The organism is Nocardioides baculatus (assembly GCF_016735675.1).
Classification (GTDB): domain Bacteria; phylum Actinomycetota; class Actinomycetes; order Propionibacteriales; family Nocardioidaceae; genus Nocardioides; species Nocardioides baculatus.
The window spans coordinates 14918-28042 of the sequence record NZ_JAERSG010000003.1; the positions used below are offsets into that span (position 1 = coordinate 14918).

The following is a 13125-nucleotide window of genomic DNA, read 5'->3' on the forward strand; positions in this document are numbered from 1 at the left end:
CCGGGTGAGTCTCGGCCGGGCCGTCCGCACGTACCTCGACCACCTCACGGTCGAGCGCGGCCTGGCCGCCAACACCCTCAGCTCCTACCGGCGCGACCTGGGCCGGTACGACGAGTTCCTCGCCGCGCAGGGGATCGACGACCTGGACGCGGTCACCGAGCAGACGGTGGCCGCGTTCCTGGTGAGCCTGCGTGAGGGGAGCGAGGGCCACCCACCGCTCAGTGCGACCTCGGCCGCCCGGACCGTGGTGGCGGTGCGCGGCTTCCACAAGTTCGCCGTGTCCGACGGGCTCGCCGTGGCCGACCCGGCCGCGGCGGTGAAGCCGCCGACCCCGGCGAAGCGGCTGCCCAAGGCGTTGCCGCTGTCCGACGTCGAGGCGATCCTCGAGGCGGCCGGCGCACCCGACACGGTGCTGGCGTTGCGCGACCGGGCGCTGCTCGAGCTGCTCTACGGCACCGGCGCGCGGATCTCCGAGGCCGTCGGCCTCGACGTCGACGACCTCGACGCGGTCGACGGCACGGTGCTGCTGCGCGGCAAGGGCGGCAAGGAGCGGCTGGTGCCGGTCGGCGGCTACGCCCGGGATGCGGTCGCCGCCTACCTGGCCCGCGCCCGGCCGGAGATCGTCGGCGCCGGACGTGGCGGACCTGCGATGTTCCTCAACTCGCGCGGCGGCCGCCTGTCGCGGCAGAGTGCCTGGGCGGTGCTGGTGAAGGCCGCCGAGCGTGCGGGCGTCACGGCCTCGGTGTCGCCGCACACGCTGCGCCACTCCTTCGCCACGCACCTGCTGGACGGCGGCGCGGACGTACGCGTGGTGCAGGAGCTGCTGGGGCACGCCTCCGTGACCACGACGCAGGTCTACACGCTCGTCACGGTCGACAACCTGCGCGAGGTCTTCGCCACCGCGCACCCGCGGGCGCGGGAGTGATGGTCCGCCTGCGGCTGCTCGGCCAGCCGAGCTGGGACGGCGCACCGCTGGTCGGGGCGCGCCCGCAGGCGCTGCTCGCCGCGCTGGTCCTCGAGCCGCGCGGGCTGAGCGTCGCCCACCTCGTCGAGCAGGTCTGGGAGGACGCACCCCCGGCCAACCCGGGCAAGGCCCTCCAGGTGCTGGTGTCCCGCCTGCGCTCGGCCACCTCATCCGACGTCATCGAGCTGACCGAGAACGGCTACCGCCTGGGGCTGCGGCCCGACGAGGTCGACGCGCTGGCGCTCGGCCTTCACGTCGCGGAGGCGCGCGACCTGTTGCGGGCAGGCGACGCCGTGGGCGCCGCGGCCCGCGCCGAGGCCGCCCGTGGCCTGGCCGGGTCGTTGGAGGACGAGCCGTCGGGCCCGCTGGCCACGCTGCGGGACCTGACGACCCGGACACTGGCGGCTGCGGACGACGTGCTCGGCCGGGCCCTCGCCCGGCAGGGCCGGCACGCCGAGGCGCTGCCGCTGCTGGAGGCCGCCGCTGCGCGCTGGGTCGACGACGCCGGTGTGCTGGGCGACCTGCTGCGCACGATGGCGGCGCTCGGCGGACCGGCGGTGGCGCTCGGCCGCTACGAGGCCTACCGCGAGGACCTCGCCGAGCGGCTCGGCGTCGACCCCGCGCCCGAGCTCCAGCACCTCCACCGCGAGCTCCTCGCCGCCGACGACCCGGTGCGCACCGGTCTGAGGTACGACGGTGAGCGGCTGCTCGGGCGCGACGACGACCTGGCCCGGCTCCGGTCCGCCCTCGCGACGTCGCGGCTCGTGACGGTCCTCGGCCCGGGCGGGATCGGCAAGACGAGCGTGGCCCAGGCGCTCGCGCGCGAGTCGACGCTGCCGCACGTGCGGGTGGTCGAGCTGGTCGGTGTGGGCGCGGGCGACGACGTGGTGGCGGCCGTGGGTGCCGGCCTGGGCGTACGCGGCTCGGTCACGACCCGCGCGATCCTCACCCCGGCCCAGCAGGCCGACGTACGCAGTCGGATCGCCGCCGAGCTGGACGCGGGGCCGACCCTGCTCGTGCTCGACAACTGCGAGCACGTGCTGGAGCCGGTGGCGGCGCTGGTGGCGTTCCTGCTGGCGACCACGCGCGACCTGCAGGTGCTGGCGACGAGCCGGGCACCGCTGCGGCTCGCCGCCGAGCGCGCCGTGCCGCTCACCCAGCTGTCGCCGGCCGACGCCGCGGACCTGTTCGTCCGCCGGGCGACGGCGACGCGGCCCGACGCCGTGCTCGACCCGGAGGCCGTGCGTGAGGTGGTCGAGCGCCTCGACGGGCTCCCGCTGGCCGTCGAGCTCGCCGCGGCCCGCGTGCGTACGATGACCGTCGCCGAGGTGGCCGCCGCGCTCGACGACCGTTTCGCCGCCCTGCGCAGCCGCGACCGCAGCACCCCCGACCGGCACCGCACGCTCGAGGCCGTCATCGCGTGGTCGTGGGACCTGCTGGCACCCGACGAGCAACGGGCCCTGGCCTGGCTGTCGGTCTTCCAGGACGGGTTCGACCGGGCGACCGCGACGAGCGTGCTGGGGACCGACGGCCCCGACCTGGTCGGCGTGCTCGTCGAGCAGTCGCTGCTCGTGATGGGGGAGGGCGCCGGGGGCGCACGCTTCCGCGCACTGGAGACGATCCGGGAGTACGCCGCGACCCGGCTGGTCGCGGCCGGTGAGCACGACGACGCGGTCGCCGCGCAGCGGCGGTGGGCGCTCGAGCACGCGGAGCGCGCCGTCGACCTCGTCGTGGCCGAGCACCAGGTCGCGCTGCTCGACGCGCTGGTGCGCGAGCAGAACAACCTGACCGACGTGCTGCGGCACGCGCTGTCGGTCGGTGACCGCGCGGTGGTCGCCCGACTGGTGGCGCTGCTCGGGAGCGTCTGGACGATCACCGGTGACCAGCCGCGGGTCTTCGCGGTGTGCGACCCGGCCGCGGAGCTGCTCACCGGCTGGGAGGTGCCCGTCGACCTGCTCCCGGACGCCCAGGAGGCGGCCGGCGTGCTGATGATCCACCTGAGCTGGATGCCCAGCGTCGACCTCAGCGGGCTGCGCGACCTGCTCCTGCAGGGCGAGCGACCGGTCGGCCCCTGGGGCCTCATCGGGCACACCGTCCACGTCGCGAGCGAGCCGGCGGACGTCTCTGCGCGGCTCAGTGAGGTCGCCTCCACCCAGCCGACCGCGATGGCCGGTGCGCTGCTGATGTGGGCCGCCATCGTGGGGGAGAACGTCGGCGACGTGGAGACCGCCCGCGCCCGGGCCGAGCAGGCGCTCGCCCTCGGCCCGCTGCCGCCCTACCTCACCGCGTCGCTCCACGCCGAGCTGAGCCAGCTGGCCATGGCGGTCGGCGACCACCACCGCGCCGCCGAGCACGCCGAGATCGCGTGGCCCCTGCTCGAGCGCGTGCACTCGGTGACCGACGCGTACAGCCTGCGGATGGCGACCGCGATCGCCCCTCTGCTCGACGGCGACGTCGACCGTGCCGCCGCGATGCTGGCGGACTTCGGGGAGCCCGACGGCGAGACGGCCCAGATGGGTGCCCGCCTCACGTGGCTCACCGCGCAGGCGGAGCTCGCCCTCGCCCGCGGCGACCACGCGGGCGCGATCCGGCGCTACGACGACATCGTCGAGATGGTGGTCGAGTCCGACCCCGCGGCCGGCATCAACCCGTGGCTGATGCTGGCGGCATCGGCCGCCCTGGTGGCACGTGCCCGGCACGGCGGCCTCGACGTCGACCCGCGGGCGAGCGAGCTGCGCGACCTGCTGCTCGGCTCGTCGGCCGCCCTCGTCGACGGGTCCCTCTGGTTCGCCGACCTGCCCCTCAACGGCGTGATGCTGGTCGCGCTCGGCACGTGGGTGCTGCGCTTCGGGCCGCCCGAGCAGCACGAGGACGGCGTACGCCTGCTCGCCATCGCGCACCGATGGGCCTACAACCGCAGCATCCCGGTGATGGCGTGGGAGCCGCTCGTGGAGCTCGCCGACGCAGCGGTGCCGGGACGGGTCGACCAGCTCGTCGAGGAGCTGGCCGACCGCCCCGGCCCGGACCTGCTGCCCGGCGCCGCAGAGGTCGTGGACCGATTGCGGCGCCTGTGGCTCACATCTTCTTGAAGCGGCGTACGGACAGCGGGGCGAAGATCGCCACCACGACCGCGCAACCGACGAGCGCCCAGCCGACCGCGCCCGTCACCTCGCCGCGGTTGGCGAGGTCGCGGAGCGCGGTGATCACCAGCGACACCGGGTTGACCTCGGCGAAGGCCTCCAGCGGGCGGGGCATCGTGTCGGTCGGGACGAACGCGTTGGACAGGAACGTCAGCGGGAACATCACCAGCAGGGAGATCCCCTGCACGCCCTGGGCGTTGCGCCCGACCAGGCCGAAGAAGGTGAAGATCCAGGCCAACGACCAGCCCGCGACGACGGCGAGCAGGATCGCGCCGGCCACGCCTGCGAAGCCACCGCCCGGGCGGTAGCCGATCGCGATGCCGACGGTGAAGGTGAGCACCGCGGCGATGAGGTAGCGCAGCATGTCGGCGACCATCGGCCCGGCCAGCGGCGCGATGCGCGCGATGGGCAGCACCTTGAACCGGTCGAAGACGCCGGAGTCGAGGTCGGTGCGCAGCTGTACGCCGGTCGCGACGCACGCCGTGAGCACGGTCTGGCCGATCAGGCCGGGGATGATGAGCGGCAGGTAGCTGCCGACGTCGCCGGAGATCGCGCCGCCGAAGATGTAGGCGAACATCGCGGTGAAGATCAGCGGCTGGATGGTGACGTCGAACATCACCTCCAGGCTGCGGCGCATCTTGACGGTCGCCCGCCAGGCGAGCGTCATGGTCTGCGAGATCGTGTCGGAGAGGCTGACGTGCGGGGCGAGGTCGACGGTGTCGGGCCGTTCGGGGCTCAGGGTGGTCATCGGGAGGCCTCCATGTCCTGGGGCTGGGTGTTCTGGGTGTTCTGGGTGGGCTGGTCGGCGGTGTCCTCGGCGGTGTCCTCGCCGGTGTCCTCGCCGGTGTCGTGACCGGTGAGGGCGAGGAAGACCTCGTCGAGGGAGGGCTTCTGGACGGTCACCGACTCGATCGCGACGCCCCGGTCGCGGAGCGCGACGAGCAGGTCGACGGACTGGTCGGTGCGCTGGAGGGCGACGGTGACCCGACGTGACTCCGGGGTGAGCGTGGGCTCCTCGCCGAGCAGCTGCTGGGCCAGCGCGGAGGCGGTCGGCAGGTCGGAGGGGTCGACGAGCTGGAGCTGCAGCGTCGAGCGGCCGACGGACGACTTGAGCTCGTCGGCGGTGCCCTCGGCGACCTTGCGGCCGTGGTCGATCACGGCGATCCGGTCGGCGAGCTGGTCGGCCTCGTCGAGGTACTGCGTGGTGAGCAGCACGGTGCTGCCCTCGGTGACGAGCTCGCGGATCGTGTCCCACATCTGGCCGCGAGTGCGCGGGTCGAGCCCGGTGGTGGGCTCGTCGAGGAAGATCAGCGGCGGACGGGTGATCAGGCTGGCCGCGAGGTCGAGGCGCCGTCGCATGCCGCCGGAGAAGGCCGAGATCGGCTTGGACGCGGCCTCGGTGAGGTCGAACTGCTCGAGCAGGCGGGCCCCGCGCTGCCGCGCCTCGGCGCGGCCCAGGCCCTGGAGGCGGGCGAACAGCCACAGGTTCTCGGTCGCGGTCAGGTTCTCGTCGACCGAGGCGTACTGCCCCGTGACGCCGAGGAGCTGGCGGACCAGGTGGGGCTCGGTGGCGACGTCGTGGCCGAAGACCTCGCCGGTGCCGCCGTCGATCGGCAGGAGGGTGGCAAGCATCTTGAGCATCGTGGTCTTGCCGGCGCCGTTCGGGCCGAGCACGCCGAAGACCTCGCCGCGGTGGACCTCGAGGTCGACGCCGTCGACGGCGCGGTGGTCGCCGAAGCTCTTCACGAGCCCGCTTGCCCGGACGGCGGGCTGGGTGGTGGGTGAGTTCATGACGGGGTCCCTGCGGGGTTGTCGGCCGGGGGAGCGAAGCGGAGGAGGGCGAGAACGCCGTGGGGTGTCTTCATGGTCGAAGCGTGGCCCCGCCCGGTTTCACGGCGGTTGCGCGCCGACCGCCACGGTGAAACCCGACCCTGGACCGGCAGGTGGTTGGATCGGGGCATGCCGGATGCCGCAGCGAGACTCGACACCCGGATCCCGACCGGCGCCGACCCCGACACGGTGTACGACGCCTTCGCGAGCTGGGTGGCCGACCAGGGCCTCGGCCTCTACCCGCACCAGGACGAGGCGGTCATCGAGCTGCTCGGCGGCAACCACGTGATCCTCGCGACCCCGACCGGGTCGGGGAAGTCGCTGGTCGCCCTCGGCGCGCACGCCGCCGCCCTCGCCCGGGACGAGGTCAGCTTCTACACCGCGCCGATCAAGGCGCTGGTGAGCGAGAAGTTCTTCTCCCTGATCGAGGTCTTCGGCGCCGACAACGTCGGCATGCTCACCGGCGACGCGGCGGTGAACCCCGACGCCCCGATCATCTGCTGCACCGCCGAGATCCTGGCCAACATCGCCCTGCGCGAGGGCCGGTCCGCCGACGTCGGGCTGGTCGTGATGGACGAGTTCCACTACTACTCCGAGCACGACCGCGGATGGGCCTGGCAGGTGCCGCTGCTCGAGCTGCTCGACGCGCAGTTCCTCCTGATGTCCGCCACCCTCGGTGATGTCTCCTTCTTCGTCGACGACCTCAAGGAGCGCACCGGGCGCGACACGGCGGTCGTCGACGACGCCGAGCGCCCGGTCCCGCTGAGCTTCCGCTGGTCGATGGAACCGCTCGACGAGACCCTCGAGGAGCTGGTGACGACCGGGCAGGACCCGGTCTACGTCGTCCACTTCACCCAGGCGGCGGCCGTCGAGCACGCCACCAACCTGCTGAAGTCGAAGGTCGGCGCGAACGGGCTCACGGTCGACAAGGAGGCGATCGCCGAGCGGATCGGAGCGTTCCGCTTCGGTGCCGGCTTCGGCAAGACCCTGTCGCGGCTGGTCCGCAACGGCATCGGCGTCCACCACGCCGGGATGCTGCCGAAGTACCGCCGGCTCGTCGAGACGCTCGCCCAGGCGGGACTGCTCCGCGTCATCTGCGGCACCGACACCCTCGGGGTCGGCATCAACGTGCCGATCCGCACCGTCCTCTTCACCGGACTGGCCAAGTTCGACGGCAACCGGCAGCGGGTGCTCCGGACGCGGGAGTTCCAGCAGATCGCCGGCCGCGCCGGCCGGGCGGGCTTCGACACGGCCGGCTACGTCGTCGTACAGGCTCCGGAGCACGTGATCGACAACGAGCAGCAGAAGGCGAAGATCGCCGCCCGCGTGGCTGCGGGGAAGAAGAAGTCGAAGGCACAGCTCAAGAAGGCGCCCGAGGGCACCGTCGTGTGGACCGAGCAGACCTTCGACAAGCTCGTCGCGGGCGTGCCCGAGCGGCTGAGCAGCCGGATGAAGGTCGACAACGCGATGCTGGTCAACGTCGTCGCGCGCGAGGAGGACGCCTTCGCTGTGATGCGACGACTGGTGATGGAGGGCCACGAGGGGCAGCGGGGGCGGCTGCGTCTGGCCCGCCGGGCGCTGCGCTTGTCGCGTTCGCTGGTCCGCACCGGCATCGTCACGCGGCTCGACGAGCCGGACCGCTTCGGGCGCCGCTACGTCCTGGCCGTCGACCTGCCCGAGGACTTCGCCATCAACCAGCCGCTGGCGCACTTCGCGCTGGCCGCCTTCGACGTGCTCGACCCCGAGTCCGAGACGTACTCCCTGGACGTCGTCTCGATCGTCGAGTCGGTGCTCGAGGCGCCGCGGCAGATCCTGATGGCCCAGCAGCACGCCGCCCGCGGGGAGGCGATCGGGGAGATGAAGGCCGACGGGATCGAGTACGACGAGCGGATGGCGCTGCTGGAGGAGATCACCTGGCCGCAGCCGCTGCGCGGGCTCCTCGAGGCGCTCTACGAGACCTACCGGCAGACCCACCCCTGGCTCCCGGACGACGCGCTGGGGCCGAAGTCGGTCGTGCGGGAGATGTGGGAGAACGGGATGGGGTTCACCGACGTCGTCGGCCGCTACCAGCTCGCCCGGTCCGAGGGCTTGGTCCTGCGCTACCTCACCGACGCCTACAAGACGCTGCGGCACTCGGTGCCCGAGGCGCACCGGGCGCCCGAGGTCGAGGACGTCATCGAGTGGCTGGGGGAGACGGTGCGGCAGACCGACTCCTCGCTGCTCGACGAGTGGGAGGCGCTGTCGGACCCCGACCACGCCTCCAGCGCGGTCGCCCACCACGAGCCGCCGCCACCGCCGCGGCCGCTGTCCAGGCAGGAGCGCCCGTTCCGGGTGATGCTCCGCAACGCGATGTGGGCGCGCGTCGACGCGGTCGCCCGCGACGACCTCGACGTGCTCGTCCGCCTCGAGCGCGCGGCCGCCGACCGCACCGAGCCCCCACGCCAGGTCGTGGTCGGCCGCTCCGTGTGGGACGCGGCGATCGAGGCCTACTACGCCGAGCACGACTCCGTCCTCACCGACGGCGACGCCCGCGGCCCAGACCTGCTGGTGGTGGCCGACGAGCGGGTGGGGGAGCCCGTCGGCGCCGAGGAGGGCGTGACGTCCCGGCTGCGCGACGTACGCCAGACGATCCACGACCCGGAGGGCCACCACGACTGGGTGATCGAGGCCACCGTGGACTGCGACGCGACCGACGAGGCCGGCGAGCTGGTGCTCGCGACGACGGCCATGCGCCGGCTCGACTGACCCCGGTCCGCCCTGGTGGGTGGCGGCAGACGACATCTGGCTGGCTGTGGGTGGCGGCAGACGACATCTGGCTGGCTGTGGGTGGCGGCAGACGACATCTGGCTGGCTGTGGGTGGCGGCAGACGACGTCGGATGACCGTCTGGACATGTCGTGTGCCGCCACCCAGACGCCCAGGCATGTCGTGTGCCGCCACCCAAGAAGGCCTCCAGCAGTGGGTGGCGGCAGACGACATTGGATCACCGTCTGGACATGGCGTGTGCCGCCACCCAGGCGGCCGGGCATGTCGTGTGCCGCCACCCAACAAGGCCCTAGGGCGGAGAACGCGGCAGTGCACAGGGTTGTGCACAGGGAGGCCGGTCCCTGTGCAGAGCACCGGGGCGTCGTACACAGATCCAGACGTCTGCCTGTGGGTCTCCCGGTCGGTGTTGGTGAGGGCGGCGCCGGGGCCTAGGGTCCGTGCGAAGCCGGTCCGAGAACTGTCGACGTGTCGACAAAGTTCGGAGGCTCCGGCGTGGTGCAATCGAGCTCCACAGCAATCCAGAGGAGAAGACATGAGCGGTGCGGGATTCCCCGGTTCGAACGTCGGGAGCAGTGCCTCCGAGATGCCGCCGATGTACCGACCTCGCCACGCGCCCGCCCCGTCGACCTTCCCCCGAGACGAGCCCTCCGTGACCCAGCCCCTGCCCTTCGAGCGCAGCACCGTCGAGGAGCCCATCGTGGCCCCGACCGACGCCACGCCGCTCGACGCCCCGATGGGCCCGACCGGCCGGCCGATGCCGTACTTCCCGGAGCCGACCCCGCTGACCCGCCACGGCAATGCGCGCGTGATCTCGATGTGCAACCAGAAGGGCGGCGTCGGCAAGACCACGACGACCATCAACCTGGGCGCCTCGCTCGCCGAGCTTGGTCGCAAGGTGCTGCTCGTCGACTTCGACCCGCAGGGCTCGCTCTCGGTCGGCCTGGGGCTCAACCCCCACGAGATGGAAGCGACCATCTACAACCTGCTGATGGACCGCGAGACCACGCTCGGCGACGTGATCGTGGGGTCCGGCATCGAGGGCATGGACCTGCTGCCCTCCAACATCGACCTGTCCGCCGCCGAGGTGCAGCTCGTGCACGAGGTGGCCCGCGAGCAGACGCTCCAGCGGGTGCTCGCGCCGGCGATCGAGCACTACGACATCATCCTCATCGACTGCCAGCCCTCGCTCGGCCTGCTGACCGTCAACGCGCTGACTGCCTCCGACAGCGTGATCGTGCCGCTGGAGTGCGAGTACTTCGCGCTGCGCGGCGTGGCCCTGCTCAAGACCACGATCGACAAGGTCCGCGAGCGGCTCAACCCCAAGCTCGAGATCGACGGCGTGCTCGGCACGATGTTCGACGGGCGCACGCTCCACAGCCGTGAGGTGATGGAGCGGCTGGTCTCGGCCTGGGGCGACACGGTCTTCCACACCGTGATCCGCCGCACGGTGAAGTTCTCCGACGCCACCGTGGCCGGTGAGCCGATCACGTCCTACGCCTCGTCGTCGACCGGGGCGAGCGCCTACCGCCAGCTGGCCAAGGAGGTGCTCACCCGGTGGCCCGCCGAGTGAGCATGCCGGCCGCGGACGACCTGTTCCGGCCGACCTCCGACACCGAGCAGCCCGCACCGGAGCAGCGCCCGCGCCGCGTCCGGGCCGTCGCCGACGACGCCCCCGAGACCGACACCGGGGTGAAGCGCCCCAGCGGTCGCGTGCGCCACGACGAGAAGATGACGGTCTACGTCACCGCGGACGAGCTGCTCGACATCGAGCACGCCCGGCTGACGCTGCGCCGCCACCACGGCCTGGCGGTCGACCGCGGCCGCCTCGTGCGTGAGGCGCTGGCGCTCGTCCTCGCCGACCTCGAGGCGCAGGGCACGGACAGCGCGCTGGTGCAGCGGCTGCTCGACGAGTGAGCTCCGACCCCGGCACCGCCGTCCTCGAGCCGGGCGGCATCGACGAGGCTCCCGCCTTCGGCGTGCACCTCGACAACTTCGAGGGACCGTTCGACCTGCTGCTCGGCCTGATCGCCAAGCACAAGCTCGACATCACCGAGGTCGCGCTCTCGCAGGTCACCGACGAGTTCATCGCGCACGTCAAGAACCTCGGCGGGATCTACGACCTCGAGGTGACGACGTCGTTCCTCGTCGTGGCGGCCACGCTGCTCGACCTGAAGGCGGCCCGGCTGCTGCCCCAGGGTGACGTCGAGGACGAGGAGGACCTCGCGCTCCTCGAGGCCCGCGACCTGCTCTTCGCGCGCCTCATGCAGTACCGCGCGTTCAAGCAGGTGGCGTCCGTCTTCGAGGACCGGCTGGCGTCCGAGTCGCGTCGCCACCCGCGGGCCGTCGGCCTGGAGGAGCGCTTCGCGACCCTCCTGCCGGAGGTGCTGATCGGCATCGGGCTCGAGCAGTTCGCCCAGCTCGCTGCCCGGGCGATGGAGCCCAAGCCGGTGCTCGAGGTCTCGCTCCAGCACATCCACGCGGCCAAGGTCAGCGTGCGCGAGCAGGCCCAGCTCGTCGCCGACCGGTTGCGGCGCAGCGGGACGTTGACCTTCCGCGCCCTCTGCGGCGACTCGCCCGACCGGCTCACCACGGTCGCGCGCTTCCTGTCGCTGCTCGAGCTGTTCCGCGAAGGTGCGGTCTCCTTCGACCAGGTCAGCCCGCTGGGCGAGCTGACGGTGCGGTGGACCGGCGCCGACGACGGCGACATCGAGATCACCGACGAATTCGACGGTGCGGACGCGGCCGACGATGATGCTCCCGTGCCCCAGGACCATGACGGAGCGGATGAGTGACCGACCAGACCAGCGAGCCGGACGTCCCCGAGACCACGCCGGAGCCCGCGCCGGAGCCCGCGCCCGAGCCCGCGCCGGAGCCCACGTCCGGGACCACCGACGACGTCGACACCCTGTCCGTCGCGGTCGCCGAGCTGCGCCCGGCACTCGAGGCGATCCTGATGGTCTCCGACGAGCCGCTCGGCACGGTGCGCCTCGCCTCCGTGGTCGGCCACCCGGTCAGCGACGTCGACGAGGCCCTGGCCGCCCTGGCGAGCGAGTACGCAGAGCAGGGCCGCGGCTTCGACCTGCGACCCGTCGCGGGTGGCTGGCGCTTCTACTCGCGCCCGGAGTTCGCCGGGGTCGTCGAGTCGTTCGTCCTCGACGGCCAGCAGGCGCGCCTGACGCAGGCCGCGCTGGAGACCCTCTCGGTCGTCGCCTACAAGCAGCCGGTCTCGCGGGCGCGGGTGTCCGCGATCCGCGGCGTCAACGTCGACGGCGTGATGCGCACGCTCCTGAGCCGCGGGCTGGTCGAGGAGGCCGGGCAGGACGAGCAGAGCGGCGCGAACCTCTACCGCACGACCTCCTACTTCCTCGAGCGCATCGGGATCACCTCGCTCGACGAGCTGCCCGAGCTCGCCCCCTACCTCCCCGACATGGACGACCTCGAGGACGAGCTCGCCAGCGTCGCGGGCCTGGACGCACCGGTCGAGACCGCACCGGTCGAGGTCGCGCCGAGCGAGCCCGTGCCGGCGCAGGTGACCGAGCACCACGCGTCTCCCCACAGCGGCGCGGGCACCGAGCCCGACGGCGGGACCGAGACGACATGAGGCCCCACGACCAGCCGGACAACCCGCAGCCCGCCTCCCAGCGGCCGGACGTCGACGACGACGGGCTGATCCGCCTCCAGAAGCTGCTCGCCCAGTCCGGCGTCGCCAGCCGCCGCAAGTGCGAGGAGCTCATGCTCGACGGCCTGGTCGAGGTCGACGGTGAGGTCGTCACGCGGCTCGGCACCAAGGTCGACCCCCGCACGGCGGTCGTACGCGTCGAGGGGAAGCGGCTGCCGCCGATCAGCGACAAGGTCTACCTCGTCCTCAACAAGCCCCGCGGCGTCGTCTCGACGATGTCCGACCCCGAGGGCCGGCGCACGCTCGGCGACCTCGTCGCCGACCGCCCGGAGCGGCTCTTCCACGTCGGTCGGCTCGACACGGACACCGAGGGCCTGATCATCCTCACCAACGACGGCGACTTCGCCCAGCACCTGGCACACCCCTCGCACGAGGTCGACAAGACCTACGTCGCGGAGGTCGACGGCGAGGTGCACGTCCGGACGATCCGCGAGCTGCTCGCCGGCGTCACCCTCGACGACGGCCCCGTCACCGTCAGCAAGGCGCGCGTCGTCGGCGGCGACCCGCGACGCGAGGGCAGCAACCGCTCGATCGTCGAGCTCACCATCCACGAGGGCCGCAACCGCATCGTGCGTCGGCTCCTCGACCACGTCGGCCACCCGGTGCGCCGGCTGACCCGCACCGAGATCGGTCCGGTGACCCTCGCGCGGCTCCGGTCGGGGGAGATGCGCGAGCTGACGATGGCCGAGCTCGGCGAGCTGATGGACAGCGCGCAGCTCTGAGGCCCGCCGACGTTAGGGTCTTCCC

At 72.7% G+C, this 13125-nt stretch carries 10 protein-coding genes; 8 read left to right on the top strand and 2 right to left on the bottom strand.

Going from position 1 to position 13125, the window contains the following annotated elements:
* The first annotated feature begins 4 nt into the window (after positions 1–4).
* Entirely contained in the window at positions 5–925 is a 921-nt protein-coding gene (xerD, locus tag JI751_RS09795; RefSeq protein WP_201935914.1) for a site-specific tyrosine recombinase XerD, read from the top strand.
* Positions 925–4053 (top strand): AfsR/SARP family transcriptional regulator, encoded by a 3129-nt coding sequence (locus tag JI751_RS09800; protein WP_201935916.1) that lies wholly within the window; start codon positions 925–927, stop codon positions 4051–4053. Before xerD ends, JI751_RS09800 begins: the two co-directional genes overlap by 1 nt.
* On the opposite strand, the gene JI751_RS09805 is transcribed toward JI751_RS09800, so the two are convergent.
* Together JI751_RS09805 and JI751_RS09810 are read right to left on the bottom strand one after the other, a co-directional pair.
* Positions 4040–4852 (bottom strand): ABC transporter permease, encoded by an 813-nt coding sequence (locus tag JI751_RS09805; RefSeq protein WP_201935917.1) that lies wholly within the window; start codon positions 4850–4852, stop codon positions 4040–4042. The two genes, JI751_RS09800 and JI751_RS09805, sit on opposite strands and share 14 nt — an antisense overlap.
* Positions 4849–5895: an ATP-binding cassette domain-containing protein gene (locus tag JI751_RS09810; RefSeq protein ID WP_201935918.1), complete on the bottom strand. Its 1047-nt coding sequence runs from the start codon at positions 5893–5895 to the stop codon at positions 4849–4851. The genes JI751_RS09805 and JI751_RS09810 overlap by 4 nt, the downstream gene beginning before the upstream one ends.
* Positions 5896–6063: 168 nt before the next feature.
* On the opposite strand from JI751_RS09810, the gene JI751_RS09815 reads away from it, so the two are divergent.
* The 6 genes from JI751_RS09815 to JI751_RS09840 all read left to right on the top strand — a co-directional run bounded on the left by JI751_RS09815 (position 6064) and on the right by JI751_RS09840 (position 13100).
* A complete protein-coding gene (locus JI751_RS09815) occupies positions 6064–8679 on the top strand; it encodes a DEAD/DEAH box helicase (protein ID WP_201935919.1) in 2616 nt (871 codons plus the stop codon).
* Positions 8680–9432: 753 nt separating this feature from the next.
* Positions 9433–10269, top strand: a complete 837-nt coding sequence (locus JI751_RS09820; RefSeq protein WP_236666094.1) for a ParA family protein — start codon at positions 9433–9435, stop codon at positions 10267–10269.
* Positions 10254–10613 carry a hypothetical protein gene (locus tag JI751_RS09825; protein WP_201935920.1) on the top strand — a complete coding sequence of 120 codons (360 nt, stop codon included), beginning with the start codon at positions 10254–10256 and terminating at the stop codon, positions 10611–10613. The genes JI751_RS09820 and JI751_RS09825 overlap by 16 nt, the downstream gene beginning before the upstream one ends.
* Entirely contained in the window at positions 10610–11491 is an 882-nt protein-coding gene (locus tag JI751_RS09830) for a segregation and condensation protein A (protein WP_201935921.1), read from the top strand. The genes JI751_RS09825 and JI751_RS09830 overlap by 4 nt, the downstream gene beginning before the upstream one ends.
* Complete coding sequence (gene scpB, locus JI751_RS09835; RefSeq protein WP_201935922.1) at positions 11488–12300, top strand: SMC-Scp complex subunit ScpB; 813 nt, start codon at positions 11488–11490, stop codon at positions 12298–12300. Before JI751_RS09830 ends, scpB begins: the two co-directional genes overlap by 4 nt.
* The gene (locus tag JI751_RS09840; protein WP_201935923.1) at positions 12297–13100 is read left to right on the top strand and encodes a pseudouridine synthase; all 804 of its coding nucleotides are present in this window, start codon (positions 12297–12299) and stop codon (positions 13098–13100) included. Before scpB ends, JI751_RS09840 begins: the two co-directional genes overlap by 4 nt.
* Positions 13101–13125 lie beyond the last annotated feature (25 nt).